Origin of the sequence: Streptomyces endophyticus, assembly GCF_035798155.1 — a bacterium.
Classification (GTDB): Bacteria; Actinomycetota; Actinomycetes; order Streptomycetales; family Streptomycetaceae; genus Streptomyces; species Streptomyces endophyticus.
Window position 1 is genome coordinate 273,386 of the sequence record NZ_JAOZYC010000001.1, and the last position, 26,862, is coordinate 300,247.

Consider the following 26,862-nt stretch of genomic DNA (forward strand, 5'->3'; position numbering starts at 1 on the left):
ATCCACGATATGGATGCTACATCTCGTGCCGCTGGGGTCGGGACCCAGAGCGTGGAACGCGCCCTCTCGCTGCTCACCTACTTCACCGAGGAGCAGCCCGAGCGCCGGATCGCGGAACTCGTCGAACTCTCGGGACTCGGCCAGTCGACGGTCTCCCGCCTGGTCGGCGCGCTCGAATCGCTCGGCTACCTGGCCCGCGACGAACGCACCGGTCTGCACCGGCTCGGCCCCCGCCTCGTCGGCCTCGCCGGCATCGCCCTCAACCAGTCCCCGGTGTTCCGCGCCTCGCGCCAGGTCGCGCAGAACTTCGCGCACGAGACGGGCCTCGGCGCGAACGTCGCGGAGCGCCAAGGCGACCAGATGTTCTACCTCTGCCACTTCGAAGGCCCCCGCACCCAGCGCTCCTTCACGCTCACCGGCCGACTCGCACCTCTGCACGCCACCGCCATGGGCAAGGTGCTCCTGTCCGGGTTGAAGGGCGACGAGGTCGAGGCGCTGATCGGGCCCGAATACCCCTCGTACACCCCGCACACCTTCACGAGCCTCAAGGACCTCCTCAAGGACCTCGACGAGGTGCGCGGCCGTGGCTATGCGACCGAGGTCGAGGAGCTGGCACTCGGGCGCGCCTGCCTCGCTGTCCCGGTCCGCGACCGCTCCGGCGACATCGTGGCCGCGCTGTCGGTCTCCGGCTCCCTGTCGGCCCTCGACCTTGGCACCCGGGAACGTGAACTCGCGGGCAGGGCCATCGAGTACGCGGACCAGGTGTCGTCGGCGCTCGGCTACTTGCACTGAGGGGCCGGGCCCCGGATCACTCCTGCCACCCGGCCGTCACGGCAGCCCGCTCCCGCCACTGCCGCGCACCCGGTCCGTCCGCCTTCCACCGCTCGCAGAACCGGCGGAGCTCCTCGCACCTGGCCAGCATGGCCGCCCTGCGCACCGGCCAGGGCGGCACCTCACCGCCGTAGGAGCGGAAGAAGTGGTCGAGTGCGGCACGGTGCGCGGGGTGGTGGGTCCGTACGATCCACTCGCACCAGGCCAGGTCCTCCACCGGAGTCCCGAAGTGGGCGAACTCCCAGTCGACGACGGCTGTGACCTCGTAGGTGGCGGGGTCGAGGAGCAGGTTGTTGGGGCCGAAGTCGCCGTGTACGAGGACCTCGCCCGTTCTGCGGGTGCCCAAGTCCGTTACGGGCGGCGTGAGGTCCTGGATACGGCGCAGGAGCCTCCCGCAGCTCGCCATGACCTCTGCGGCGTGCCCGGCGTCCAGCAGTTCCTGGCCCGGGACACCGGCCAGGAATCCGAGTTTCAGGGTCGTCGCGGTCGTGCCGAGTACGGGAGGCACGGGCAACTGGCCCTTGAGGTGGGGGAGAAGTGTGCGTTCTCGACGCAGTCTGAGTTCGGCGTCGGGGCCGGCGTAGGACTTCTTCACGACCGTGCCGTCGGCCAGCGTGCGGTTGGTGTAGCCGTGTTTCAGCGGACGCATGTGCTGATCATCCGCCAGAGGTGGTGTGTCGGGCACGGGGTTGTGGCGGGTCAGTTGATGTCTCGGGTCTCGTGTTCCAGAAGCGCGCGGAAGCTGCGCGGGGGACGTCCGGTGATGCGCTGGACGGTGTCGGTGGTGCGGTCCTCCGCTCCTTCGGCGATGGCTCGGTCCATGGCGGCCAGCATCGCGGCGAACTCTTCCGGGATCTCCGTCGCGAGGCGGTCGCGCTGCTGCTCGTAGGAGAGTTGACGGTGGGTCACAGGGTGGCCGGTGACCTCGGTGAAGAGGGCGGCGATGTCGCCGTAGGCAAGGGACTCGGGGCCGGTGAGTACGAGATCGGTGTCGGGCGCGGCGTCGTCGGTCAGGGCGCGGACGGCGACGGCCGCGATGTCCTCGGCGTCGACGAAGCCGACCCGGCCGCTCCCGGTCGCGGTCCGGATGACGCCCTCCTCGCGGATGCTCACGGCGTGGGCGTGCGTGCCGGTGAAGTTCTGCATGAACCAGGAGGGTCGCAGCACCGCCCAGTGCTCGAAGAGCTTGGGCAGTTCCTGGTGGACCGCGCCCACCGCCGGTCCGCCCTCGGGGATGGCCGAGGAGCTCAGCAGCACCGCGCGGTGGACTCCGGCGGCGCGGGCCCGATGGAGGAACGGCAGCATGACCGCCGCCGGGTCGGTCTCGCCCACGGGCGGTACGAGGTAGACACGGTCGACTCCGTCGAGGGCGGCGTCGTGGGTGGTGGGCCGGTACCAGTCGAAGGCGACCGGTTCCGTGCCGGGGACCGGGGTCGCGCGACGGCTGGCGGTTTTGGTGCGGTGGCCGGCAGTTGTGAGGTGTGCGGCGACGCGGCTGCCGGTCGTGCCGGTGGCGCCGATGACCAGTGTGGTGGCGGTGGTGGTGGTCATCGGGCGCTCCCGGCGAAGTCGGCGCCGTCTTGTTGGACGGCGAGAGGGTTCCAGTAGTCGCGGTAGGACGTGATGTGTCCGTCCTCGACCGTGACGACGGCGATGTAGGTCATGTCGAAGGGGACGTCCGTCTCCACCAGGCGTCCGACGCCGCGCATCTCGACCACGATCGTCCGCGGGTCGGTGGTCTGGAGGATGCGCAGTTCGGGGAACTCGTGCAGGTCGATGTGGTCGGGATAGTGGCGCATGTACGACGCGACGGCCTCCCTACCGTCCAGTCGCCGCGGCCAGCCCGGGGGAGCGAAGGGGAACTCCATCACGCCGCCCTCGGCCCACAGGCCGACCCAGTCGGCGATGTTCTTGTCCAGGAGCAGTTTCAGACTGTGGCGGAAGAGCTCCGCCGGAGCGGTCGGTGCGGACATGGGTGTCTCCATCTCGTAAGCTCGTAGAATACGGACCGGGGGTCCGTTTTTAACGTAGCGGACCGTGGGTCCGTTTTGCAATGAGAGGGAGACGCGCATGCCCGAGCGCAAGCCACGCAAGGATGCCGCCCGTAACCGGGAGGCCGTTCTCGCGGCCGCCGACGCGCTGTTCGCCCGTGGTACGAGTCCCGAGGACGTCACCATGGCCGACATCGCGGCGGAGGCCGGCGTCGGCAAGGGCACGCTCTTCCGGGCCTACGGCGACCGGTCCGGGCTGCTCCGCGCGCTGTACGAGGCGCGGCTCGAACCGGTCACCGAGGCCGTCGAATCCGGCCCGTCGCCCCTCGGCCCCGACACCCCGCCGCAGGAGCGGGCCCTTGCCCTGCTCGACGCCGTGCTGTGCTTCAAGCTGGACAACCGGCGCCTCGCGCTGGCCCTGGAGGGAAGCGGAAGCGGCAGCCCGTACCGGGCAGTGCACTACGAGCGGTGGCACGGCCTGCTCCAAGCCGTGCTGGAGGAGATTCCGGGGCTGACCGGGGCCGGTGACTTCACCGCCCACGCCCTGCTGGCCGCCACGCGGGCCGACCTCGTCGAGCACCTGGCCGGACAGGAGCACGTGGAGCGCGAGTGGATGCGGACCCAACTCGCGGACTTCGTCGCCCGCGTCACGGCCGGCGCGTCGACCGGCAGCTGAGGCGCGGCCGCCGTCTCAGTGCAGCGCCTGCGCCCCTATGACGGACAGCAGTTGCAGCTTCTCGTGGCTCTCGCTGCCGGGGACGGCCGTGTAGACGAGGAGCAGATGGGACTGGCCAGGGTCGACGAGCGTCTGGCACGTCAGTTCCAGCGCGCCGACCTCCGGGTGGACGAAGTGCTTGACCTCGTGGGGGCGGATGCCGACCTCGTGGTCGTCCCACACCCGACGGAACTCCTCGCTCCGCGCGAGCAGCAGGTCGACGTAGTGGGCAGCGCGGGAACCGGGCCCCCGGAGCGTCGCCACGCCCCGCAGGCCCGAGACGAACATGCGGGTGAGGAAGGCGTGGTCCTCGGGGGCGTAGAGGCGGCGCGTGGCGGGGTCGGTGAACCAGCGGTAGCCGATGCTGCGGGCCGGGCCGGTGTGGACGGTCTGGTCGCCGGTGAGCGCGATGCCGAGCGGGGTCTGGCGCAGTGTCTCGCCGAGCTCGGTGACGATCTCCGCGGGGGTGTCGTGGAGGCGGTCGAGGATGCGCAGCAGGCCGGGGCCGACGTGTGTGTTGTCCGCTCCGCGCGGGGGCGGGGTGTGTCCGGCGAGCCGGAACAGATGGTCGCGCTCGTCGAGGGAGAGGTGGAGCCCTTGCGCGATGGAGGCGATCATCTGCTCGGACGGGTGGGGCCCGCGTTCGCGCTCCAGCCGCGCGTAGTAGTCGGTCGACATGTGGCACAGTGCGGCCACTTCCTCCCGCCGCAGGCCGGTCGTCCTGCGCCGTCGCCCACGCGGGAGGCCGACGTCCTCGGGCTGCAGCGACTCGCGGCGGCGCCGGAGGAACTCCGCGAGGCCGGTCCGATCGATCACCCGTGCCTCCGTCGCCGTACGCGCCTCTGCTGACGTCCCTTTCTACCGTCCGCCTACCGTCCGCGCGCCGCGGTAACCACGGATTGTCGATCCCCCCTTCGCCGGTTGCCGTGGCCACGGCGGCGGTCGAAGCTCTGGGCATGTCACGCAAAACCATCGACATCAACGTCCCCGACCTGTCCGGCAAGCGCGCTGTCGTCACCGGAGCGAGCGACGGCATCGGGCTCGGCCTCGCCACGAGGCTCGCCGCGGCCGGGGCCGAAGTGCTCCTGCCCGTGCGCAATCCGCGCAAGGGCGAGGCCGCGCTCGCCACGATCCGCGAGAAGGCCCCGCACGCGGACGTGTCGCTGCGCGCACTCGACCTGTCCTCGCTCGACTCCGTCGCGGCCCTCGGTGACACCTTGCGAGCGGAGGACCGGCCGATCCACCTGCTCATCAACAACGCCGGCGTCATGACCCCGCCCGACCGGCAGACCACCGCCGATGGTTTCGAGCTGCAGTTCGGCACCAACCACCTCGGCCACTTCGCCCTGGTGGCCCACCTGCTACCGCTGCTCAGCGCTGGCCGGGCACGGGTGACGTCGCAGGTCAGTGTCGCGGCGAACCAGGGCGCCATCAACTGGGACGACCTGAACTGGGAACGCTCCTACGACGGCATGAAGGCCTACAGTCAGTCGAAGATCGCGTTCGGCCTCTTCGGCCTCGAACTCGACCGACGCAGCCAGGCCCACGGCTGGGGCATCACCAGCAACCTCTCCCACCCCGGCATCGCCCCGACGAACCTGCTCGCCGCGCGCCCCGAGGTCGGCCGCGCCAAGGACACCAGGGGCGTACGCCTGATCCGGACGCTGTCCGCCCGCGGCATCATCGTCGGGACGGTGCACACGGCGCAGCTCCCCGCCCTCTACGCCGCCACCTCCCCGGGCGCCGAGCGCGGCCGGTTCTACGGGCCGCGCGGACTCGGACACATGGGCGGCCCGCCCGCGGAACAGAAGCTCTACTCGCGCCTGCGCGGAACGGAGGAGGCGCAGCGGGTCTGGCGGGTCTCCGAAGAACTCACGAAGGCTCCCTTTCCCCGCGATACGTAGGGAGACTTGTCCGAGCTTCCGGGCGAATTTCCCGGCCGGGCAGGAGCGAGGGGGCGGCAAGCATGGCGAAGAGCGCACTTCTGGTGATGGACGTCCAACGCGACATCGTGTCGATCGCCGACGACGGTTCCGGCTACCTTCGACGGCTGCGCAGAGCGATCGACGGCGCCCGTGCCGCGGGCATCCCCGTGATCTACGTGGTCATCGGGCTCCGGCCGGGCGACCCGGAGGTCAGCGCCCGCAACAAGCCGATCACGAACGCCGTAGAGGCCGGCCTGTTTACCGAGGGCGCCCCCGGCACCGAGATCCACCCCGACGTGGCGCCCCGGCACGGCGACGTCGTGGTCACCAAGCGGCGCGGAAGCGCGTTCTCGGGCAGCGACTTCGACCTGGTGCTCCGGGCCCGCGGCATCGACAGCCTGGTCCTCACCGGGATCGCCACCAGCGGCGTCGTGCTGTCCACGCTCTGCCGTGCCGTCGACCTAGACCTCGGCCTCACCGTGCTGCCTGACGCCTGCCTCGACACGGATGCCGAGGTGCATCGCGTCCTCACCGAAAAGCTGTTCCCGCAGTGGGCGTACGTCGTCGCCGTCGAGGACTGGCTCAAGGCAATTGCACGGCGATAGCGGGGCCGGGCGGCGCGCCCCGCGCCGTGTCCCCCGCGAGACGCTCCGGGATCGGGCCGCATCCGGGCGGACGCGTACGTAAGCTGGCTCGCATGCGTACCCGACCGACTCTGACCTGGGAACCGTCCGGCGACCTACCGCCCGCCACGACCGACCTGGCGCCCGTCGTCGAGGCCGTGCGGGCGGGTGGGGTCGTCGTGCTGAGCGGGGCCGGGCTCTCCACCGAGTCGGGCATCCCGGACTACCGCGGGGAGCACGGATCGTTGCGGCAGCACACCCCCATGACGTACCAGGAGTTCACCGGCAGCGAGCAGGCCCGGCAGCGGTACTGGGCGCGCAGTCAGCTGGGCTGGCGGGCCATGATCCGGGCGCGGCCCAACGGCGGTCACCTCGCCGTGGCTGAGCTGGCCGAGGCGGGCCTGGTCACCGGCGTGATCACGCAGAACGTCGACGGCCTGCAGCAGACCGCCGGCGCCCCGGACGTCATCGAACTGCACGGCAGCCTGAGCCGCGTGGTGTGCCTCAACTGCCGCGCCTTCACCACCCGCGCGGAAGTCGACCGGCGCCTGCGCGAGGCCAACCCGCACTTCGAGGCCGATGCTGAACGGCACCGGTCCGCTCGGGTCAATCCGGACGGCGACGTGGAGCTCCCCGAAGAGGCCGTGCGCGGCTTTCGGGTGGTGCCGTGCGCGGCCTGCGGTGTCGGGGTGCTCAAGCCGGACGTCGTCTTCTTCGGCGAGAACGTTCCTCCGGAGCGGGTCGCCGCCTGCCGGGAGCTCGTCGCCGGGGCCACCTCGCTGCTGGTCCTGGGCTCCTCGCTGACGGTCATGTCCGGCCTGCGCTTCGTGCGCCAGGCCGCGGACGCCGGAACCCCGGTCCTGATCGTCAACAACCAGCCCACCCGCGGCGACCGCTGGGGTGTGCGGGTGGAGCTGCCATTGGGCGAGGCGCTGCGGGATGTGGTGGCGGGGGTGCGCGACTGACCCCCGCCTGTTCGAGGTCCTCTACTTGAGGTCCTTCATGCTCTTCCCGACGTCCTTCAGTGTCATCGGCCTCCCGTAGTCCCCCTTGGTCTTGTACGAGGAGATGTCGCAGCGGTAGGCGCCTTTGTTCGGGGAGAAGTCGGCAGGCTCCCAGCCGCCGGCGGTCGCCTTCTCGATGTTCATGCACTTCACCGGGGCGTCCTGGACGGCGAGGTTCACCGGCGCCTGGAGGCCGCCGCCGGTCCACGAGGTCTCTTTGCGGGCCGCGTCGTGGAGGCACGTGCGGGTGAGGTCGTTGTCGCAGCTCGTCGCCGATTTCGCGAACAGGAGCCAGGCGGAGATCGCCTTGATCGCGGGCAGGGTCACCTGTTTCCCGGGCGCGTACTTCTCGAACAGGTCCAGCGCCTGCTTGGTCGCCGGGTTCGACGAGGCCTTCTCCATGGGGTGGATGCCGCTGACGTCGGCGAGGTTGTTCTGCGCCGCGAGCACCTGCGGGCCCGCGAGCTTCGTGAACGCCGTGCCGTAGGCGTTGCTGTTGGCGTCGATCCAGTCGAGCTTGTAGTTCATTGCGGTCAGTTCCTGCTCCAGTTTCGCGAGCGACGTGAAGTCGCCCATGAAGACGAGGCCCTTGACCTTCTTCTCCTTGATCGCTTGTGCGTAGGGCGTCCAGTTCGTGACTCCGGAGGCCGGATACAGGTCCGTGTACGACGGCTTCGCGCCGCGTGCTGTGAAGAACTCCACGCGCTGTTCCAGGGAGACGCGGGTGACGGGGGAGTCGCCGGAAATGATGCCGACGGCGTCCGCCGAGTCCGGGTACGCCTTCTTGATCAGCCAGTCGTAGAAGCCCGCGTAGCGGAAGTACGAGGGGCCGCCCGCCTGCATCGACAGCTGGAGCTCCGCGCCCTCGTTCTGGCGCTGCACCGTCTGCGCGGGGAAGTCCGGCAGCAGGCACTTCAGACGGTCTTTTACTCCGAGCCCGTCGAGTGCCGCGCTCCCGCCGACCAGCGCGAAGTCGGTGCGGCACGCCTCGTCGACCCGCTGGCGCACCTCCAGCATCTTGGTGTCACGGACCGTCGGGACGAGCTTGCGGCCGTTGATGCCTCCGGCCGCGTTGCACCAGGACGTGAACGCCTCGGCGGCGTCGGCGAATTCGGTGTTCTTGGTGAAGCCGACGTCCGACATGACTCCCACGTGGATCTCCTTCGCGGTGACACCCTGAGCCGGGGAGCCACTGGGGTTTCCGGAGCCGCACACGCCTTTCAGGTCACCGAAGTCACCCGACGCGGGAGCGGCGGATGCTTGGGCCGCGGCCTTCTCGTCGGGTTCGGAGCCGCCGCGGCCGGAACTGTCGCCACGGGTGGAACAACCGGCCGCGAACAGCGCGGCGACCACCGTCAGGGCGGTGATGGTCCTCTGGGGCCTCACGGGCTGTCCTGCCTTTCGGAGGAGGGGAGTTGACGAGGATGCGTGCCTGCTGATCAGCCGCCGCGTGCCGCCACCAGCGCGCCGCGGTTCACCTTGGTCGCCGCGCTGCGCGGCATGACCTCCACGAACTCGGTCGTCTTGGGCAGCTTGTACGCGGCCAGGCGCCCGCGCGCGTACGCGACGACCTCGTCGTGGGAGGGCGGAGCGGCCGGGTCGGCGGGCTCGATCAGCGCGTGCACCCGGCGACCCCACTCGGGGTCGCGCAGGCCGATGACGACGACATCGGCGATGGCCGGGTGGTCGATCAGAGCCGCCTCGACCTCGGCGGGGAAGACGTTCGCGCCGCCGCTGATGATGATGTCGACGCGGCGGTCCAGGAGGTAGAGGTAGCCGTCCGCGTCCAGGTATCCGACGTCCCCGGCCGTCTGGAAGCCGTCCGGTGTCGTCTTCAGAGCCGGGGCGTCGCCCAGGTACTCGTAGCCGTGGTACCTGGGGGAGCGCAGATAGATGTCGCCGGTCTCGCCGACGGGCAGCTCCTTGCCGTCGGCGTCGAGGATGCGCAGCTCGGTGGCGCGCAGCGGGCGGCCGACGCTGCCCGGGTGTGCCATCCACTCGTCGGCGCGCAGCGCGGTGATGCCGAGGCCCTCGGTCATGCCGTACGCCATGACGATGCGCTCGGCGCCGATCAGGCCGGCCCAGCGGCGCACCAGCGCCGGAGGCATGGGGGCGGCGCCTTGGAGGATCCAATCAAGGCTGGTGAGGTCACGGTCGTCGAGGCCCGGCAGGTCCGCGATGCGTTGCAGCATGGTGGGTGTGGCCGTGAAGGTCGTCACCCGGTGGTGCTCGATCGCCTCGATGACACGTGCCGCGTCGAACTTCTCCATGACCACGAGCCGGTCCCCGTCGAACAGGCCGAACAGCGTGGTGAATCCGTTGGCGTGATACATCGGCGCGAGCACGAGGATCGTCTGCGGGCGCGGCACAGGCGTCCAGGACTGCATGAGCGGTGTGCTGAACGCCGCGGCGTGGACGGCGGGCCGCGCGGTGAGGATGACCTTCGGCGTTCCGGTGGAGCCGCTGCTGCAAATCCCGTGTGCGTACGGGGACATGATGTCGTACGGCAGGATGGGCACGTGAGCGGTCACCGTCGCGTCGATCCACGGCAGGTCCTCGGCGCCCAGGTGCACGGGCGCCCGCACGACCTCGCGCAACCGGGCCAGCTCCCACCCGGGCAGATCCCAGCGCACGGGGACCGGCACGGCCCCCAGCTTCCACGCGGCGAACACACCGAGGATCAACTCCGGTGAGTTGCGCAGGGCCAGAGACAGGCGGTCGCCCTCGCCGAGGCCGCGTGCGGCGAGCGCCCCGGCCAGCTGGTCGGAGCGGCGGTCCAACTCCCGCCAGGTGTACGAGGATTCGCTGCCGTCCGCGGCGACATGGCGCAGTACCTCGGCGCCCGTGCAGGACGCCGCCTGTTTTCTGATCAGTTGGGCGATGCCCGTTCCGTTTTCCATTGCCGTACTCCTCCACAGAAGCCGAGGGGACGTTCGGGGACGGGGCGCGGCGTCAGACGCCGAGCAGCCCGAAGCTGTCGTGCCACGCGACCGCCTGGGCGAGCCGCCCCGCGTGCCGTTCGGTGATCGGTCGATCGACGGCCCGCGTGATGCCCCACAGGAAGAAGCCGTAGGGCAGATGCGCCCGGTACGCCCACCAGGCCTCGTCCCGTCCGGGTGGTGTGCCGCCGTGCGCGGCGAGCCGGTCGAGGTAGTGGTCGAGCAATTGCCGTTCACTGCGGACGCGTTCGTCGGGGTCGAGGACGGCGGCGAGGTGGTATCCGACGTCGAGCGCCCACACTCCGTACTGCACCACCTGCCAGTCGATAAGGCCGGGCGAACCGTCGGCCGTGGCGTAGACGTTCCCGGTGTGTACGTCGCCGTGGACGAGGCAGCGCGGGTGCGCGGCGGACAGCTCGGCGAGCGCGTTCACTGCGGCGAGCAGCCGGTCGGCGCGACGCACGCCGGCCGGGATGCTCGGGGTCCGGCCGTCGACGAGCTGGGCCTGCAGCCGCCCGGGGGCCATGTAGCCGGTGAGGCGGGCGAGCCGGGGCGGGAAGGCGGCGGCGAGGCCGCCGTTCGATGCCCGGCCGTCCTGGGGCTTCGTCCCGTCCCAGGTCGCGGCGTGCAGCGCCGCCAACTGGTCGAGCGTGCCCGCGGCCTGGTCACGGCCGAAGCCCATCAGGGGGTCACCGAACCGGGTGCCGGTCGCCACCAAGTCGTGCATCAGGAGCAGCGGATGCCCGGTCTCCTCGTCCACCTCGGCGTGCACGCACGGCGGCGTGCGCACGGGCAGCGATCCGGCGAGCAGTCGGTAGAAGTCGACCTCGGCGCGCGAGGCGCCGCGCTGCCTGGTGGCCGGGTTGAAGTAGGCCTTCACGCACAGCGCCGGCGGGGCTCCTTTGGGCACGGCCCCGTTCTTGTACGTGACGTCGAAGCGCACCTTGGTGGCCACCGTCTCGATCCGCTCGGTCACCTCTGTCGCGGTGACCACGGCACCGGGGTACCGCTGCCGCAGCACGGCCGTGAGCCAGGCGGGTGAGAGTGCCACCGCTTCGTCATGGGGCGCGGGGCCGCCGGGAAGGTTCATGAGGGCCCCACGGAGTCTTCCGGGCGGCCCGCGGGCCAACCCAGCAGGCGGCGGGAGCGGGCGATGAACGGATTGGGCCGCCCCGCCGCCGGCAGCTTCATCGACCGGCGTGTGTGCAGCGCGAGCAGGCCCGCCTTGAGGCCGGCGAACACCTCGTGCCAGTACAGGTGCTCCACCGGGCGGCCCGTCAACTCCATCCAGAGGTCGAGGGTTTCCTGTCGGGTTCCGAGTCCGTCGAGGCGGGGGATGCCTTGTTCGGCGCTGTGGATGTCGTCGAAGAGCAGCCACCAGCCGAGGTCGGCCATCGGCCCGGCGAGCGAGGCCTGCTCCCAGTCCATGACCCCGACGATCCCGAAGTCGTCGCCGAACATCATGTTGCCGATGCGGGCATCTCCCCATGACAGGCCGGGAGTTGATGTCTTCGGCCGCGTGGCACTCACCCAGTCGAAGAGTTCGTGCACGGTGTCAGGGATGGTGTCCTCCAGAGCCCAGTCAGCGAACTGCCGCCAGTACGTGAGCTGTTGCTCGTCGCCTGGCGCACCCTGGTCGGGGCCGTGGAGGAAGGCGAAGTCCTCGGTAGGTGCGCCGTGGACGGCGGCCAGCTGCCGCACCGCGCCCTCCCACAGAGTCCGGCGCTCTGCGGGTGTCGCCTCGGTCAGCCAGCCCGTCTCGTTGTACACCGGCATGCTGACCGGAACTCGGCCGCGCATCCGGCGCATGACGTAGAACGGCTGCCCGAGCAGCGCGGGATCGTCCTCGTACCAGAGCGCCTCGGGGACCCGCACCGTGCCGAGGCGGCGCAGAGCGAGCAGCATGTCGTACTGGAGCCTGAAGCGGGGTTCGAAGAACATCTGGTGCTCGGGCGCGGGCGCCACCCTCAGGACGAGTGCGTACGAGCGTCCGGCGGTGTGCGCGTCGAAGAGGATCGTCTCGTTGGAGACGCCGGCGCCCAGGGGGTATCGGAGGTTGTCCATGCATACCCCCTCGGCGTCGAGTCGTCGCGCCAGCCACGGACACAGTGCGCGCGCCGCGGCGTCGAGATCGCGGCCCTTGGCGAAGACAGGGGTTTCGCTCATCCCGGTGTCACCTCCTCGGACTCGGTCGGAGTGCCGAACGCCGCGAGGCAAAAGCCCCACAGCCGCCGGGCGATGTCCTCGACCGGCTCGTGCGCGGTCGCGAACGCGTAGTGGTGGTAGACGGAGGTGACCAGCTTCATGGCGAACCACGCGTCGTGCGCCGGGTCCCTGGGCCGCAGCAGCCCCAGCTCGGCCGCCTCCCGCAGCTCCTGCTCGACGAGGTCACCGAAGGGCTGCGCGATCCGGGCCATCTCGTCGGGGAACAGCTGATGCAGCCGCCAGTGCTCCGCGGTGATGAACCGCGGCCCCGTCCGGTCGCCGTCCCCGCGCAGTGCGTCGAGGGTCCTGCCGATGTAGAAGCGAAGCCGGGCCACCGGGTCGGGCAGGGCGCGCGCCGACGCCTGCATGCGCAGCGCCTCCGCGGCGATGATCTCCTCGACGAGGGCCAGCAGGATGTGGTCCTTGCTCGAGAAGTGCCGGTAGATGGTCTGCAGTGCGACGCCGGACTCGCGCGTCAACTCCTGGGTCGTAAAGGCGCTTCCCTTCTCCCGGACGAGCCGGTGCGCGGCCCGCGTGATCGCCTGCGCCTGCTGGACGCTGCGCGCCCGCGACCGCCGCACCGAGGGCGACCGGTCGGCCGCGTGGTCCGCCCAGGTGGTGCTGTTCGGATTCGACATGTGACGTGGTCCTCGTCCTACGATTCCGTGGTGGGTGTCAGCACGACGACAGGGATGAGGCGGTCGGTGCGCGCCTGGTAGGTGTCGTAGTTGGGCCAGTAGCCGTTGACGGCTCGCCACAGCCGCTCGTGTTCGGCGCCGGAGTCGACAGCGCGCGCGACGACCGGGAGGTGGTCACCCTTGACCTGGATCTCCGCCTCCGGGCGTGCCAGCAGGTTCAGGTACCAGGAGGGATGCTTCGGCGCCCCGCCGGTCGAGGCGACGACCAGGTAGTCCTCGCCGTCCCTGCCGAAGATCAGCGCCTTGGTGCGGGGCTCGCCCGTCCTGCGTCCGGTGGTGGTGAGCAGCAGGACGGGGACGCCGTTCCACTCGTAGCCGACCTCGCCGTCGGTCTCCCGGTAGCGGGCCACGTGCTCGGCGCCGACGAGCGCCAAGTCGGGTTTCTGGTAGGCGGGTTCACTCACGTCCGTTCCCTTCCGTCGCGGCGTGGAACACCACCGGGATCTCGGTTGCGCCCCGCTCGTAGAGACCGATGAAGCGCGGCGGCGCCGCGTCCGGGTCGAGCCGCAGTCCCGGAAGCCGGTCGAGCAGCGCCCCGATCCCGACCCGCATCTCGGCGCGCGCCACATGCATGCCGAGGCAGACGTGCGCGCCGCCACCGAACGCGAACGACGGGCGCAGTTTGCGCGTGATGTCGAACTCGTCCGGGCGGTCCCAGCGCGCCGGATCGCGGTTGGCGGCGCCGATGCACAGATGCAGGACGGAGCCCTCCGGCAGGTGCACGTCGTGGAGGTCGGTGTCGCGCGTGACGTACCGGGAGAACATCGGGTCGGTCGGTGTCCAGCGCAGCGCCTCCTCGATGGCGGGCCGCAGCAGGTCACGGTCCTCACGCACAGCGGTAAGCACCTCGGGGCGCTGGAGCAGCGCGGTGAGCGTGATGCCCATCTGCTTCCAGGTGGTGCCCGAGCCGGCCGTGAGCAGCAGTACCGCGAAGGAGTAGATCTCGGCGTCGGACAGGTGGTGCGCGACACCGTCCTCGTCGGTCATCTCCGCCTCGACGAGAACACTGATCAGGTCGTCCTGCGGGTGCGCGCGGCGGGCCGCGACGACCGGTGCGAGGATCTCGACAATGGCCTGCGGATCGCGCAGCGCGGCCCGGATGTCCAGGGCCCGCTCCACCGAGACCCCGAAACTGCCGGTGATGGTGAGCACCGGGATCGCGGCGCAGAAGTCCACGTTGAGTTCGGCGCGGCCCTCGGCGGCAAAGGAGTCGATCAGAAGATGGACCGTCTGCTCGATCCAGTTGCGGATCCACCACTGCGCCTTGCCGGGCACGAACGACGGCTGCACCAGGGCCCGGTAACGGCGGTGCTGCGGGCCGCCCATCGACAACATGCTGTTCTGCGCGGCGAGTTCACCGGTACGAGGGTCGATCGGGGTCGGCGAGGCGGCGAACACCTCCGCGTTGCGGTACGCCTCGTCGCAAGCCGCGTAGCTGAACGCGGAGAAGTGCGGGCGGTCCGGGTACGGCAGGCCCTGGAAGTGCGCGGGGCCGTCGTAGCCGGTGAGTTCGTGCACGGTTCCCGGGTGCAGGGGGGCCTCGGCGCGGAGCCGGTGCCAGGCCGGGTACGGGTCGCCGTGGTAGCCGCCGCCTACCTGCGCCAGATAGGCGCCGCGCAGGTCGAAGAGCTCACGGACCCGGTCGCGGTCGAGAGTCACGGGCGTGGTCATGGCATCACCTCGCCACGTATCCGCCGTCGACCGGCAGGACGACGCCTGTGAGGTTGGCGGCCCGGTCGGACACCAGGAAGACGGCGGCCTCGGCGCAGTCCTCGGCGGTGATGGCCCGCCCCAGCGGATGGCTCGCCGCGACCCGCTGCACCGTCTGCTCCAGTGCGTCCGCGTCCGAGGTGTCGAGCCCGCCGGCCGGCATGAAGTTGGTCAGCGGCATCCCGGCAGGGCCGATGGCGTTGGCGCGGATCCCGAACGGGGCGCCCTCGATCGCGACCGCGCGTGTGAGCTGGTGCACGGCGCCCTTGGTGGCCCCGTAGACGGAGCCGCCCCAGGCCACCAGGCCGGCCACCGACCCGGTGTTGAGGACGACGCCGCCGTCGCCCTGCCGTTTGAACTGGAGGACGGCGTGCTTGCAGCCGTGGAACACACCGGCGAAGTTGACGCCGACCAGGCGTTGGAAGTCCTCGGTCGTGTGGTCCTCAAGTTGGGCGCCAAGGCGGGGCGTTGGGATGCCCGCGTTGTTGAAGACGATGTCGAGCCGGCCGAAGCGCTCGACGGCCGCCGCGACAGCGGCCACCACGTCCTCCTCCCGGGACACGTCGCAGGCGATGGCCGCGCCGGAACCGCCGGCCCTCTCGATCCGACGCACGGTCTCCTTCGCGGCGTCGGCGCGGATGTCGGCGCAGACGACGCGGGCGCCCTCCTGCGCGAACCGCAGCGCGGAGGCCGCGCCGACGCCGGATCCGGCGCCCGTGACGAGGGCGGTCCTGTTGTCGAGCAACATGCGGGTCACTGTCCTTCCTCGTCCTCGACAAGCGGGTCGGGCGTCAGGCGCAACGCCTGCGTGGGACACCCCTCGATCGCCGTCCGTACCGAGTCCAGTGGTTCGGGCGGCCCGACGACCACCGCCTTCGCCTCCTCGTCGTGGGTGAAGGTGTCGGGGGCGTAGACGACACAGATGCCGGTGCCGAGACACCGGTCCCGGTCGACGACCACCTGCGGTCCTGACACCTCAGGCCTTCGCCGCGGTGAGAACGGGGGGCTCCGCCGGGGTGAAGCGGTAGAGGCGCTCGGCGTTGCCGCGCTGGATCTTGTACTGCTGGTCGGGCGACAGGTGGGCGACGCGGCGCTTGACGAGGTCGATGCAGTTCGGCCACGTCGAGTCCGAGTGCGGATAGTCCGTCTCGCACATGATGTTGTCCTCGCCGATGACGTCAATGCTGGCGATGCCGTGCACGTCGTCGATGAAGCAGCCGTGGACGTGCTCGCGGAACGTGGCGCGGATGTCGAGGGTGTCCAGGTCGACGGCGTCGCTGCCGGCGTGGTCGTTGAACTTGACGCCCCGCTTGACCCAGTGCCGCTGGGTGTCGAGGACCTGCTCGGCGCGCTCCAGGAAGTACGGCATCCAGCCGATCTCGCCCTCCGACAGCGCGATCTTCAGGTTGGGATGGCGTTGGAACATGCCGCTGAACAGCCAGGACAGCATGGCCCCCGAGGTACGGGTCGCGCCCCAGGCGAGGTTGGCGAGGAACGGGGCGTCGGGCGCGATCTGCGGCACCGTGGACGACGAGCCGACGTGCATCGACACGACCATCCCCAGGTCGTTGGCAGCGGCCATCACCGGGTCCCAGTAGCGGTCCTTGTCATGGATGGTGGGCAGGCCGAGCGGGGCCGGGTTCTCGGAGAACGCGAACGTGGTGGCGCCCTTGGCGGCGCAGCGCTCCAGCTCCTTGGCGGCGAGCGCCGGGTCCCACAGCGGGATGAGGACGAGCGGGATGTAGCGGCCGGGTGCGGCGGCACACCACTCCTCGATCATCCAGTCGTTATAGGCCTTGAGGCATACGAGCCCGAACTCGCGGTCACTGGCCTCCATGAACAGCTGCCCGCAGAAGCGGGTGACCGTGGGGAAGCACAGTGAGGCGAGGATCCCGGCCTGGTTCATGTCCTCGATCCGGGCCTTCGGGTCGTAGCAGCCGGGCCGCATCTCGCTGTACGGGAGTGGCTCGGGGCTGAACTCCTCCTTCGACTTGCCGACCACCGCGCTCAGTCCTGAGCTGGGGAACCGCTTGCCGTCGTAGACCCAGCAGTCCAGGCCGTTGTCGTCCGTCACCATGTGGGGTGCCCGGTCGCGGTCGGCCTTCGGGACGCGGTCCACCCACAGGTGGGGCGGTTCGAGGATGTGGTCGTCGACGGAGATCAGCCAGTCGAGCGAGCGGTCTGCCGTGACGTCGGGGGCGGTGAGGTCTGTGGATACGGATGACACGAGTGCTCCTTCAACTCGGTTTGTACTCAGTGGAGTTCGCCGATCGCCAGGTGCTTGACCTCCTGGAACGCACGGATGCCCTCGGCTCCGCGCTCGCGGCCGAGGCCGCTCTGCTTGTAGCCGCCGCCGGGGGCGTAGGCGCTGAAGACGGCGGTGTTGACGTTGACCGCGCCGGTGCGAAGCCGGCGGGCCACCGCGGTCGCGGCCGCGGTGTCGGCGCCGTAGACCTGGCCCGACAGGCCGTAGGGGCTGTCGTTGGCGATCCGTACGGCGTCGTCGAGGTCGCGGTAGCCGAGGACGGCGAGGACGGGGCCGAAGATCTCCTCCTGGGCGGCGGGGTTGTCGTTGCCGGGCAGGTCGAGGACGGTCGGCTCGAAGTAGTGCCCCGGCGGCAGCCCTTCGGGGCGTCGGCCGCCGCTGACCACGGCGCCGCCGTGCTCGGTGGCGAGAGCCACAAACCTTTCGCAGCGCTCCAGTTGGGGCGCGCTGATGACGGGCCCGAGCGTGGTCCTCGGGTCGGTCGGGTCGCCGACGACGAGCCGCGCGTACGCCGAGCTCACCGCCTCCAGGACCTCGTCCTTCCTCTCCTGCGGCACCAGCATGCGGGTCGCGGCGACACAGGCCTGGCCCGCGGTGGCCGCCACAACGGCGACCGCCCCGGCCGACGCCCGGCCCACCGCGTCGTCGAGGTAGATCTGCGCGGACTTGCCGCCGAGTTCGAGTGCGACACGCTTCACCGTCGGCGCTGCCTGCGCGAGGATGCGGCGGCCCACGGCCGTGGACCCGGTGAACGACACCATGTCGACGGCCGGGTGGCCGGTCAGCAGCTCGGCGCCGGCCGCGCCGCCCTCCACCACCACGCTCAACACCCCCGGCGGCAGCCCGGCCGCGTCCGCCGCCGCACCGAACACCAACGACGACAGTGGGGTCAGAGGGCTGGGCCGCAGGACCACGGAGTTGCCCGCCATCAGCGCCGGGACGAGCTTCTGCAGCGCCATCACGATGGCCCCGTTGTACGGCGTGATCGCCACGACGACGCCCACCGGCTCGTGCCGCTCCACACTGAGCGCGACCCGGCCGCGTACCAGCTCGTCGACGGGCACGGGCGTCGCCGCCTCGTGCGGCATCGCCAGATACAGGTCGATCGCTCCGCGTGCCACCGCCAACCCGCCCTGCAGCTGGGCGCGTTCGGCGAACGCGGCCGGCTGCCCGGCCTCGGCGACCATCGTGGCGACCAGCGCGTCCCGCGAGGCCTCGACGTGATCGAGGAAGGTGTGCAGGATGCGAGCGCGCTCGGTGGCGGGGACATCGGCCCACACACCGCGCTCGAAGCTCTCGCGCGCCTCGACGGCCGCGCGCTCGATCTCGGGCAGCGGTGTCACCGACACATCGGTCACGTGCGAGGCGTCGGCCGGGTTCTCGACGGCAAGGTGTTCCTCGCCGTCGACCCACTTCCCGGCGACGTACGAGCGCCGCTGCTCGATGATGTCGTGCACGGTTCCGCCTCTCTCGCACCGTGAACCGGCGCGGCGAACAATGGGGGGCGCGGGAGTTACCAGGGCAGTGCGCTGTAGACCACGGCGCCCCCGTAGTGGGGCGAGGAGTGGCAGGCGAGCCCGAACGTGGTCTGCCTGCGCTGCCGTTCACCGGCCCGCCCCGCCAACTGCAAGTAGCACTCGAGCATTTGGGGCACCCCGTGCATACGACCGCCCCCGAGGGCGCCGCCGCCACTGAGTACGGGCAGGCCGCCCGGTGTGTCGTTGTCGATGCCGCCGTCCAGGACGAAGCGGTGCGCCTCGCCGACCGGGCAGTAGCCCAGGGCCTCCAGCCAGAAGTACACGAACGGCGAGAACCCGTCGTACAGCTGCGGCACATCGATGTCGGCGGGCTTCACGCCCGCGTGCTCCCACAGCCGCCGCGCCGTCCCCGCGCCCCCGGCCATGATGTCGTCGAGCGGCCAGTGCAGCGGAAGCCGGCGCGGTCCCGGGGGGCTGCCCGCGTACCCGGCGACGTACACCGGCCCGTGCGGCAGGTCGCGGGCCCGCTCGGCGGAGGTGAGGACGAATGCCGCGACGCCGTCGACCGGGATGTCGCAGTCGTAGCGGGAGATCGGGTCGTTGACCATCGGCGCCGCGAGGTACTCCTCGGCGCTCAGCGGCCGCCCGTGCCAGTACGACCAGGGGATCCGCGCCCCGTTCTTGCGCGCCTCCACGAGGACCGCCGCCATCGCTTCCCGGCCCGCCCCGTATCGCTGCAGGTACTCGTTGTACGCGAGCCCGATCATCGGCAGCGGCCCGAAGAAGCCCTGCGGCGCCGTCCACTGCTGTGCCCCGCCGAACTCCCGCACCGCTGTGTCGTGGTAGCGGGCGCGCGGGTTGTGCAGGGCGCGGTGGACGAGGACGTGGTCGGCGGCGCCGCTCGCCACCGCGTTGACCGCCATCGCCACCGAACCGGGAAGCTGCCCGACGCCCTGGAACCCGGCGACGTAGGACGGCCGGGCGCCGAGGTGCTCGGCGAGCCACGCAGGGGTGACCGTGCTGACACCGTCCTCGGCGGCATGCCCTCCCGAGCTCGGGAACAGCGCCGATCCGACGAACCCGTCGATGTCCTGCACGGTGAGTCCCGCGTCGGCGATCGCGTCACGGGCCGTCTCGACTGCGAGCGTGCCCAGCGGCCGCTCGGCATGCCGCTGCACGGCACTGTGCCCGTACCCGACGATCGCGACCTGCCCACCGGCGGCGAACCTCCCGCTCACGACGCCACCCCACCGAACGTGAACGCGGGTACGGAGACGTTCGGTGTGACGTCCTCGAAGGCGGCCCTTACCCGGTCACCCACGCGTAACGGGGAGTCGGGCCCGTCCAGCAGCCGCCCGATCATCCGCAGCCCGGCCTGCTCATCGAGTTCGACATCCACCAGGACGAACGGCACCTCGCCCACCAGACCGGGCAGCGCCGACTGCCGCACCACGGTCCAGGACCGCACGGTGCCCCGGCCGCTCACCGGCTCGTACGCGAAGCCGGGGTCGGTCGCATGACAGTGCGGGCACGTCACATCGGGCGGCAGGGCGAAGGCCGCACACCGGCCGCAGCGCGCGAGGGCGAGGGTGTGCCGCGCGGACGCCTCCCAGTAGGGGGCGGACTGCGAGTCCGGTACGGGCACGGGGCGCGGCGCGCTCACGCGATCGCCCCCGTGTCCTTCAACTCGGCGATCTCCGGCCAGCCGTAGCCGAGTTCGAGGAGTACGGACTCGGTGTGCTCGCCGTGCTCGGGCGCCCGCCGCAGGGCCGGCGGCCGTTCGTCGAACTGCACCGGAACGGTCGGCATCGCATACGACCCGCCGTCCTCCAGCTCCACCTCGCCGAGGTAGTCATTGGCCAGCACCTGCGGATCGGTCAGCAACTCCTCGACGGCCTGGACCGGCGCCCAAGGTGCGTCGATCCCCTCCAGGAGACCCTTCCACTCCTCGAACGTGCGCCGCGCGAACTCGGCCTCCAGCTCGGCGACACACGCCTCCCGGTTCTCGCCGCGCGCCCGCAGATCGACGAAGCGCGGATCGTCGGCGAGCTCGGCACGCCCGATGAGCGCGCAGAACTCCCGCCAGTATCGGTCCCCTTGGAGAAACACCAGCTGGATGTGGCGACCGTCCTTGGTCCGGTACGAGCCCACGAGCGGGTTCACCGAACCACCGCGCCCCGACACTCCGCGCGGCTCCCCGCCCGCGAGCGCGGACAGCACGTCGGAGGACAGCGTCCACATCGCGGTGGCCAGCAGCGACACATCCACCACGGAGCCCTCGCCGGTGCGTTCGCGCTTCAGCAGCGCGCCGGCCACCCCGAACGCGAGCGCCATGGCGCCGTTGCGGTCACCCATCGCCCCGCGCTGACTGATCGGGTACTCCCGCTCCGGAGGTGTCAGCACGTGGGCCATCCCGCCCTGTGCCCAGAACGCGGACGAGTCGTACCCGGCCCGGTCGGCATGCGGGCCGCGCACTCCGTAGCCGTGACCCCGCGCGTACACGAGCCGGGGGAAGCGGCGCGCGAGTTCCTCGGCTCCGAGCCCGAGGCGGTCGAGGGCGCCGGGCCGCAGATTGGTGAGGAACACGTCGGCTGTGGCGAGGAGTTGGTCGAGGAGCAAGCGCCCCTCCTCGCGGCGCAGGTCGAGGGTCACGGAGCGCTTGCCGCGGTTGGCGAGCGCCACCGAGAGGTTCACACCACCGCCGTCGGTCCCGATCCGCTGGGTCGCGAGTCCCCGGTACGGATCGCCCTCCGGCCGCTCGACGCGGATGACGTCCGCGCCCCAGTCGGCCAGCAGGGCGCCGGCCACCGGCACGAACACCCACTGGGCGAGCTCGACCACCCGTACGCCGTCGAACGCTTCGCTCCCCATCGAGCACCTCCCGCTCGCCGCGGTCCGAGTCGACCCGGCGTTGCCACGGTAGAGGCACGCTGTTGAGTTTGGGAAGTGGCGTTCTCGTAGAAATAGAATCCCGCTCTATTCAGATCGCGGCGGTCCCGTACTCCTCCCTCCAGGGACCCGCGAGTTGCCCACCGTCGATGGCGTCGCGATGACGCCGGGGTGCACCGAGTTCACGAGGATGCCCAGCGCGCCGAACTCCAGCGCCGCCGCCGTCGGCCGACATCGTCCCGGCGAGCGAGCACCGCCGACGCGCCCTCGGCCACGAATCGTGCGGCCGTTGCCTCGCCGATACCGCGCGCCGCGCCCGTGACGAGAGCGACCTTTCCGGTGAGCCGACCGGTGCTGGTCATGACGGCTCCTTCACCAGCAGAGGGCTGACGAACCGTGCGACGACGTCGAGGGCCTCCACCGACGCCGGCAGATCCAGGAAGACACTCGGCCACGCGTGCGGCACCCCGGGGACGTACGAGGCGGACGTCGCCACCCCGGCCCGGGCGAGCGCCGAGGCGAACGCCACGGAGTCGTCGAGCAGCACCTCGTCCGTGCTCGCGCACAGCAGCGTGGGAGGGAAAGCGGAGAGGTCGCCGAGGAGCGGAGAGGCCAGCGGATCGTCCGCCGGATGCCCCTGAAGGTACTGGTCCGCGGCCTGCCTGGCCGCCTCGTGGGAGAACAGCTGGTCCGTGGCGGCCCGCGAGCGGTAACTCCCCGCCGCACAGCGCAGATCGAGCCATGCCGACAGCAGCACGAGCCTGCTCGGGACGGCCACGCCGGACCCAGCGCACGCCACCACGAGCGCCGCCGCCAGACCACCGCCCGCCGAGTCGCCCAGCACGACGGGCGGTATGTCGGCCTCGGACAGCAGCCGCTCATACACCCGCGCCGCGTCGTGCGGCGCCGCGGGGAAGGGGTGCTCGGGCGCGAGCCGGTAGTCCGCGGCCACCACCCGGGCGCCCGTCGCGACGGCGAGCCGCGCCGCGAACGCCGTGACCAGTGCCATGGACCCCAGCCGGTAGCCACCGCCGTGGAGGTACAGGACGGTGCCGCGCGGCCGGGGCGGCGTACACACCACACACGGCACGTCCCCGTACCGCACCTCGGCGATGTCCGCACCGGGGTGCGTCGGCAGGGGCAGGGAGCCCATCGACGCGCGGCGCTCGGCGAGTTCGGGCGGTGTCGCCAGGGTGGACCTCCGTACCGGCGGCAGCTCCCAGGTGTATGCGGTGGGGGCGTCCGGCCGCGTGCCGTCGCGCCTCATGAGCGCGGGAAGGGGTCTTTGATGGTGACGCCGCCGTCGACGACGACCGTCTGCCCGGTCACGTAGCCCGAGAGCCCGCAGCTCAGGAACAGTGCGGCTGACGCGATGTCCATGGGCAGGCCCATCCGCCCCAGCGGGATCAGGTCCGACGTCGTGTTCCGCCGTGTCTCGCCCGGGTTCGCGGCCATGAGGCGCGGGGTGAGGATCGCCCCGGGCGCGATCGCGTTCACCCGGATCCCGTGGCCGCCCAGTTCGTCGCCGAGGGTGCGCACCCACGAGATGAGCCCGGCCTTGGCAGCCCCGTAGGCTCCGTGCCGCACCGACGCCGTCAGACCGTGCACCGAGGCGATGAACACCATGGTGCCCTGCGTGCCGGAGTCGACCAGGTGCCGGCCGATGTGCCGTCCCAACAGGTAGGCGTGCCGCAGACAGATGTCGAACTGGGCGTCCCAGGTGTCCTCCGTCATATCGAGCGCGCCCACCCACTCCGCCAGGCCGACGATGTCGACGAAGCCGCTCAGCGGGCCGCCGAGCGCGGCGGTGCTCTCCGCGACCAGACGCTCCACCTCGCGCTCGCGGGTCACGTCGCCGCACCAGGGCACGCCGCCCACCTCGTCGGCGATCTCTTCGGCGCGCGTCTTGTCGATGTCGACGCACACCACGTGGGCGCCGCACTGCGCGAGCGCGTGGCTGGTCTGCCGCCCCATGCCCTGGCCCGCGCCGACGACGACGAGGTTGCGCCTGTCGAGCCGGAGGAGGTCGGGATAGCGGGGCACGGGGCTGGGATCGGTGGCTGTCATGGGCGAGGGTCCCTTCGTGGTGTGCGTCGTTCGCCTTCATGAAAAATTCTTCGGCAGGACGAAACTCCGTACAGGTGCGGTACGTTGGCGGCTGCCCGCCACGATCTGCGGAGGAGGACGTGATGGCGCGACCGGCGCCCGCCGCCGCGAAGGCGCTGAAGATCATCGACCTGCTGGTGTCGCACCGCGGCGAACAGTTCACGATCTCCGACATCGCGCGACGCACCGGGAGCAGCCTCGGTTCCGCCCACGCGGTGCTCGCGGTCCTTGAAGAGAGCGGCTATCTGACGCGGCACCCGGCGCGGCGGACCTACGGTCTTGGCCCCGCCCTGGTGAGCGCGGGCATGGCGGCCCGCGAGCAGCATCCGGCGATCCGGGTCGCCGCCGAGCGCATCGGACCGCTTGCCGCCGAACTCGACGCCGACGTGGTGGTGAGCGCGGGCACGCCCACCGAGATCGTGTCCGTCGCCGTGGGTGGGACGGGTTCACGGTACGGGCCCGGCTTCCGCGAGGGTGAAAGGGTGCCGCTCGTGCCGCCGCTCGGCCTCGTGTTCATGGCGTGGGCGCCTACGCCAGAGGTGGAGGCGTGGCTGGCGCGCGCCCCGGAGGCGGTGGTTCGCGACCGGGTCGAGCTGGCGCTGACGGCGGTGCGCGAGCGCGGCTATGCGCTCGGCCTGGCGCCGTCGGCCCACCGGGCCCTGAAGGACGTCCGGGCTGTGGACCGGCCGGCGGACCGGGACGCGTGGACCTGGACGGCGTCCTTCGACGACGACTACGACCTGCCGTCCGTCGACCCCGACGGGGAGTACGACCTCGGCATGGCGTCGGCGCCGGTCTTCGACGCCGACGGGCGGGTGCTCGTCGCCATCACGGCGTCCGGATTCTCGCCCGGTCTCAGCGGCGGGGAGACCGTGCGCGTCGCCGAGTGCGTGCGGGCGTGCGCCATCGTGGTCACCAAGCAGACGCGCGGCCGGTTTCCCGCGTAGTGCCCTCGGTTGTGGTCAGGATCCGCCGAAGAGGGCCTCGTAGTCGACCCGGTGGCCCCGCCGCTCCAGCTCCGGAATGACGCGGGTGCCGAGGAGTTCGAGGCTGCGCATGACCTTCTCGTGCGGCAGCGAACCGAACTGCGTATAGCACAACAGCTGGTCGACACCGGCCTGTTCGTACCGCAGGATCTTCTCCAGGCACTCCTCCGGCGTCCCTACGATGATCATGTCCTGCTCCGTGTACTTCGCCAGGTCGATCTCGCCCCGCATGGTGGGCCGCAGCAGCGGGAACGCCTGCTCCTTCTCCTCCTCCGGCAGATGCGCCAACTCCCATTCGAGGGTGAACTCGGCGAGGTTCTGGTACCACCACTTCACCGAGTCCCACAGCCCGTAGCGCGCGGCCTCCTCGGGGTCGTCCGTGCAGTGCACCAGGGTGTAGGCGCCGACCCGGTCGTTGGTGGCCCGGGGCAGTGGCTCGACGCACTCCGCCTGCCCCGCGCGGTACACGGCGATCTGCTCGGCCATCTTCTCCACCGGCTGCATCAGCGCGAACGACAGCAGCCCGAGGCCCAACTTCCCTGCGTTGTAGGCGGACTGGGAACTGGCGGCGGCCAGCCACGCCGGCGGGTGCGGGTCCTGGAAGGGGCGCGGGGTGATGAAGCGCTCGGGGAAGTCGATGGTCTCGGACTTCCACTTGAGCTTCTCGTTCGTCCATGCGGCGATGACGAACTCGAAGGCCTCCCGCCACATGTCACGGGAGCGGTCGTCCGCCGGGACGTTGAACGCCAGCTGCTCGTTGGGTGTCGAGCGGCCCGAGCCCCACTCCACGCGGCCGCCGCTGAGTACGTCCACGGTGGCGACCTTCTCGGCGACGCGCACCGGATGCTGGAACCCGGAGGGGAGCAGGACCACGCCGAAGCCGAGCCGGATGTTCTCGGTGGCCTGGGACAGCGCGCCGAGGATGGTCTCGTTGGACGGGGACGCGGACCGGCCCTTGCGGAAGTGGTGCTCGACCACCCACGCGGTCTGGAAGCCGAGCCGGTCGGCGAACTTGATCTCTTCGAGCGCCTCGGCGTACGTCTGCTGCTCGGCCCGCTTCTGCCCGAGCGGGAACGGCTCGGCCGAGGGGCCGATCTTCGGCTGGAACTCGTAGAGAAGATCGAGCTTCATCGGATCTCTCCTTCGTGGCGGCACGGAGTTGAGTGGGATTCGGTCGATCGCGGGCCGTGGAGGCCACCTCTGACTTTCGCAATAGCGAAACTGTCTTCGCTTTCGCCATGAGTGTGTGACCGCGTGCGTCAACTGTCAATAAGTGACGGTGCGTTGGCACAGAGATGCGCAGGCGCGCCATCGCCGCTGTCAGCCCCGGCCCGGATGCCGCGCCGGCAGCGGTCCTGCCGCCACGGCACCGTCGCCGGGAGCTCGCGCCGGTCGGGCAGCCCGTAGTCGTCGGAGGTCACGGCCGCGGGCTGTCGTGCTTCCCACGCGACATGGCCGTCCAGGAGGTCGAGGACCTCACGGCCCTCGTCGTCGTAGCGTGATAGCGAGGCGCTCCATCCCAGCCCCGTACCTCGAGCCATCTCAACAGGCCATGCGTGAACTCCGAGGAGGCGGCCCGGCGCACCGTGTCCCCGACCCTTACGACGGCACTGATGAAGCCGCCGGGCACAGGGAATTCGGTCATCGCCCCAGCGTGCCCGCAGGGGCGGCGCTTGTGACCGGACTACTTGCCGCCGGCTCCCGCCAGCCCGCCCAGGCAGAACTCCCAGACCTCCTTCGAGGAGACGGGGGTCGACTTGCTGCCCGTCGGGACGCCGGGGGTCTGCGCCGTGAACATCGCGGTCTGCATCACGAGCGCGGCGACCCGGCGCGGCTTGGCGGCGTGCGCGTCGCCCGACTCGACGGCTTGCTCGACGAGGTCGGTGAACACGTCGAGCAACGGCACGTGCGCGGTGGCCACTTGGGCGGGGTGGGTGGCGAGCAGCTGCATCGCGAAGTCGGTGAACAGCGGGCTCTGCTGGTTCGGGCGCGGCTGCGAGCTCTTGTAAAGCAGGTCCACCGCGACCCGCAGCCGCTCCAGCGGCTTCTTCTTGGCGGCGGTCGCCGTGCGGATCTCGTCGGCGGACCGCGACAGGGCGTCCTCGAAGAGTGCGAGCAGCAGCTCGTGCTTGCCGTCGAAGTGCTGGTAGAAGCTGCGCAGCGACTGCTTCGAGCGCTCGACGACCTCCTGCACGGTGAAGTCGGTGGTGCCCTTCTCGCCCATCAACTCCTGGGCGGCGTCCAGGAAGCGCTGGATGCGCTCCTCGGCGCGGAGCTTGGCGGCACGGGTGGATCGCTCGACGGCGCGTTGACGCCAGGCGGGCGGAGCGGGTTCGGCGGGGACGGCGTTCATGGCAGAACGATACTCCGCGTCCGTGAAAAGCGTGGGGCATCGCCCTACCGAATCGCCCACCGCACGAATGCTGGACAAGATTCTCCTGTCCGGAACGTTGCTTCGCCTCAATAGAGAATGTAGTTTCCGCCGCAATCGAGGTA

29 protein-coding genes are annotated in these 26,862 nt (G+C 70.9%); 6 read left to right on the forward strand and 23 right to left on the reverse strand.

Annotation, left to right across the window (positions count from 1 at the left end):
- Positions 1–51 precede the first annotated feature (51 nt).
- Entirely contained in the window at positions 52–792 is a 741-nt protein-coding gene (locus OKJ99_RS01205) for an IclR family transcriptional regulator (protein ID WP_326013717.1), read from the forward strand.
- Between the two features lie 16 nt (positions 793–808).
- Here the strand turns inward: OKJ99_RS01205 and OKJ99_RS01210 are convergent, their stop codons facing one another.
- From OKJ99_RS01210 to OKJ99_RS01220, 3 genes are read right to left on the reverse strand one after another with little or no spacing between them, the layout of a single operon-like run.
- A complete protein-coding gene (locus OKJ99_RS01210; RefSeq protein ID WP_326013718.1) occupies positions 809–1,480 on the reverse strand; it encodes a phosphotransferase family protein in 672 nt (223 codons plus the stop codon).
- Between the two features lie 50 nt (positions 1,481–1,530).
- On the reverse strand, positions 1,531–2,382 hold the full coding sequence (locus tag OKJ99_RS01215; RefSeq protein WP_326013720.1) for an NmrA family NAD(P)-binding protein: 852 nt from the start codon (positions 2,380–2,382) through the stop codon (positions 1,531–1,533).
- The gene (locus OKJ99_RS01220; RefSeq protein ID WP_326013722.1) at positions 2,379–2,804 is read right to left on the reverse strand and encodes a nuclear transport factor 2 family protein; all 426 of its coding nucleotides are present in this window, start codon (positions 2,802–2,804) and stop codon (positions 2,379–2,381) included. The genes OKJ99_RS01215 and OKJ99_RS01220 overlap by 4 nt, the downstream gene beginning before the upstream one ends.
- 97 nt (positions 2,805–2,901) lie before the next feature.
- On the opposite strand from OKJ99_RS01220, the gene OKJ99_RS01225 reads away from it, so the two are divergent.
- Positions 2,902–3,498, forward strand: a complete 597-nt coding sequence (locus OKJ99_RS01225) for a TetR/AcrR family transcriptional regulator (protein WP_326013723.1) — start codon at positions 2,902–2,904, stop codon at positions 3,496–3,498.
- Between the two features lie 15 nt (positions 3,499–3,513).
- Here the strand turns inward: OKJ99_RS01225 and OKJ99_RS01230 are convergent, their stop codons facing one another.
- A complete protein-coding gene (locus tag OKJ99_RS01230; protein WP_326013724.1) occupies positions 3,514–4,353 on the reverse strand; it encodes a helix-turn-helix transcriptional regulator in 840 nt (279 codons plus the stop codon).
- A gap of 140 nt (positions 4,354–4,493) precedes the next feature.
- Here OKJ99_RS01230 and OKJ99_RS01235 point away from each other — a divergent pair, with 140 nt between their 5' ends.
- The 3 genes from OKJ99_RS01235 (at position 4,494) to OKJ99_RS01245 (ending at position 7,050) form a co-directional block, all read left to right on the forward strand.
- Positions 4,494–5,441 (forward strand): SDR family oxidoreductase, encoded by a 948-nt coding sequence (locus OKJ99_RS01235; RefSeq protein WP_326013725.1) that lies wholly within the window; start codon positions 4,494–4,496, stop codon positions 5,439–5,441.
- Between the two features lie 62 nt (positions 5,442–5,503).
- Positions 5,504–6,067 carry a cysteine hydrolase family protein gene (locus tag OKJ99_RS01240; RefSeq protein ID WP_326013726.1) on the forward strand — a complete coding sequence of 188 codons (564 nt, stop codon included), beginning with the start codon at positions 5,504–5,506 and terminating at the stop codon, positions 6,065–6,067.
- Between the two features lie 92 nt (positions 6,068–6,159).
- On the forward strand, positions 6,160–7,050 hold the full coding sequence (locus OKJ99_RS01245; RefSeq protein ID WP_326013727.1) for a Sir2 family NAD-dependent protein deacetylase: 891 nt from the start codon (positions 6,160–6,162) through the stop codon (positions 7,048–7,050).
- Positions 7,051–7,071: 21 nt separating this feature from the next.
- On the opposite strand, the gene OKJ99_RS01250 is transcribed toward OKJ99_RS01245, so the two are convergent.
- From OKJ99_RS01250 to OKJ99_RS01330, 17 genes are all read right to left on the reverse strand, one after another.
- Entirely contained in the window at positions 7,072–8,475 is a 1,404-nt protein-coding gene (locus OKJ99_RS01250) for an ABC transporter substrate-binding protein (RefSeq protein ID WP_326013728.1), read from the reverse strand.
- A gap of 53 nt (positions 8,476–8,528) precedes the next feature.
- Positions 8,529–9,989 carry a class I adenylate-forming enzyme family protein gene (locus OKJ99_RS01255; RefSeq protein ID WP_326013729.1) on the reverse strand — a complete coding sequence of 487 codons (1,461 nt, stop codon included), beginning with the start codon at positions 9,987–9,989 and terminating at the stop codon, positions 8,529–8,531.
- A gap of 52 nt (positions 9,990–10,041) precedes the next feature.
- The gene (locus tag OKJ99_RS01260; protein ID WP_326013730.1) at positions 10,042–11,079 is read right to left on the reverse strand and encodes a phosphotransferase family protein; all 1,038 of its coding nucleotides are present in this window, start codon (positions 11,077–11,079) and stop codon (positions 10,042–10,044) included.
- 35 nt (positions 11,080–11,114) lie between these two features.
- Positions 11,115–12,194, reverse strand: a complete 1,080-nt coding sequence (locus OKJ99_RS01265; protein WP_326013731.1) for a phosphotransferase family protein — start codon at positions 12,192–12,194, stop codon at positions 11,115–11,117.
- Positions 12,191–12,871 (reverse strand): TetR/AcrR family transcriptional regulator, encoded by a 681-nt coding sequence (locus OKJ99_RS01270; RefSeq protein ID WP_326013732.1) that lies wholly within the window; start codon positions 12,869–12,871, stop codon positions 12,191–12,193. The genes OKJ99_RS01265 and OKJ99_RS01270 overlap by 4 nt, the downstream gene beginning before the upstream one ends.
- Before the next feature lie 17 nt (positions 12,872–12,888).
- Positions 12,889–13,335 carry a nitroreductase family deazaflavin-dependent oxidoreductase gene (locus tag OKJ99_RS01275; protein ID WP_326013733.1) on the reverse strand — a complete coding sequence of 149 codons (447 nt, stop codon included), beginning with the start codon at positions 13,333–13,335 and terminating at the stop codon, positions 12,889–12,891.
- Positions 13,328–14,602, reverse strand: a complete 1,275-nt coding sequence (locus OKJ99_RS01280) for a cytochrome P450 (protein ID WP_326013735.1) — start codon at positions 14,600–14,602, stop codon at positions 13,328–13,330. Before OKJ99_RS01280 ends, OKJ99_RS01275 begins: the two co-directional genes overlap by 8 nt.
- A 4-nt stretch (positions 14,603–14,606) precedes the next feature.
- The gene (locus tag OKJ99_RS01285) at positions 14,607–15,389 is read right to left on the reverse strand and encodes an SDR family NAD(P)-dependent oxidoreductase (protein ID WP_326013736.1); all 783 of its coding nucleotides are present in this window, start codon (positions 15,387–15,389) and stop codon (positions 14,607–14,609) included.
- 5 nt (positions 15,390–15,394) lie between these two features.
- Positions 15,395–15,616 carry a ferredoxin gene (locus OKJ99_RS01290; RefSeq protein ID WP_326013737.1) on the reverse strand — a complete coding sequence of 74 codons (222 nt, stop codon included), beginning with the start codon at positions 15,614–15,616 and terminating at the stop codon, positions 15,395–15,397.
- Position 15,617: 1 nt separating this feature from the next.
- Positions 15,618–16,868, reverse strand: coding sequence for an amidohydrolase family protein (locus OKJ99_RS01295; protein WP_326013738.1), 1,251 nt, complete (start codon positions 16,866–16,868; stop codon positions 15,618–15,620).
- Between the two features lie 26 nt (positions 16,869–16,894).
- Positions 16,895–18,364 carry an aldehyde dehydrogenase family protein gene (locus tag OKJ99_RS01300; RefSeq protein ID WP_326013739.1) on the reverse strand — a complete coding sequence of 490 codons (1,470 nt, stop codon included), beginning with the start codon at positions 18,362–18,364 and terminating at the stop codon, positions 16,895–16,897.
- 56 nt (positions 18,365–18,420) lie between these two features.
- Positions 18,421–19,623 (reverse strand): thiolase family protein, encoded by a 1,203-nt coding sequence (locus OKJ99_RS01305; RefSeq protein WP_326013740.1) that lies wholly within the window; start codon positions 19,621–19,623, stop codon positions 18,421–18,423.
- On the reverse strand, positions 19,620–20,048 hold the full coding sequence (locus tag OKJ99_RS01310) for a Zn-ribbon domain-containing OB-fold protein (protein ID WP_326013741.1): 429 nt from the start codon (positions 20,046–20,048) through the stop codon (positions 19,620–19,622). Before OKJ99_RS01310 ends, OKJ99_RS01305 begins: the two co-directional genes overlap by 4 nt.
- Positions 20,045–21,256, reverse strand: coding sequence for a CaiB/BaiF CoA transferase family protein (locus OKJ99_RS01315; RefSeq protein ID WP_326013742.1), 1,212 nt, complete (start codon positions 21,254–21,256; stop codon positions 20,045–20,047). The genes OKJ99_RS01310 and OKJ99_RS01315 overlap by 4 nt, the downstream gene beginning before the upstream one ends.
- 200 nt (positions 21,257–21,456) lie before the next feature.
- Positions 21,457–21,636 (reverse strand): SDR family NAD(P)-dependent oxidoreductase, encoded by a 180-nt coding sequence (locus OKJ99_RS01320; RefSeq protein ID WP_326013743.1) that lies wholly within the window; start codon positions 21,634–21,636, stop codon positions 21,457–21,459.
- Positions 21,633–22,541: an alpha/beta hydrolase gene (locus tag OKJ99_RS01325; RefSeq protein WP_326013744.1), complete on the reverse strand. Its 909-nt coding sequence runs from the start codon at positions 22,539–22,541 to the stop codon at positions 21,633–21,635. Before OKJ99_RS01325 ends, OKJ99_RS01320 begins: the two co-directional genes overlap by 4 nt.
- Complete coding sequence (locus OKJ99_RS01330; protein ID WP_326013745.1) at positions 22,538–23,341, reverse strand: SDR family NAD(P)-dependent oxidoreductase; 804 nt, start codon at positions 23,339–23,341, stop codon at positions 22,538–22,540. Before OKJ99_RS01330 ends, OKJ99_RS01325 begins: the two co-directional genes overlap by 4 nt.
- 122 nt (positions 23,342–23,463) lie before the next feature.
- Here OKJ99_RS01330 and OKJ99_RS01335 point away from each other — a divergent pair, with 122 nt between their 5' ends.
- Positions 23,464–24,327 carry an IclR family transcriptional regulator gene (locus tag OKJ99_RS01335; RefSeq protein ID WP_326013746.1) on the forward strand — a complete coding sequence of 288 codons (864 nt, stop codon included), beginning with the start codon at positions 23,464–23,466 and terminating at the stop codon, positions 24,325–24,327.
- A 15-nt stretch (positions 24,328–24,342) separates the two neighbouring features.
- Here OKJ99_RS01335 and OKJ99_RS01340 read toward each other — a convergent pair whose 3' ends face one another.
- Together OKJ99_RS01340 and OKJ99_RS01345 are read right to left on the reverse strand one after the other, a co-directional pair.
- Complete coding sequence (locus OKJ99_RS01340; RefSeq protein ID WP_326013747.1) at positions 24,343–25,497, reverse strand: LLM class flavin-dependent oxidoreductase; 1,155 nt, start codon at positions 25,495–25,497, stop codon at positions 24,343–24,345.
- A 553-nt stretch (positions 25,498–26,050) separates the two neighbouring features.
- Complete coding sequence (locus OKJ99_RS01345) at positions 26,051–26,719, reverse strand: TetR/AcrR family transcriptional regulator (RefSeq protein ID WP_326013748.1); 669 nt, start codon at positions 26,717–26,719, stop codon at positions 26,051–26,053.
- Positions 26,720–26,862 lie beyond the last annotated feature (143 nt).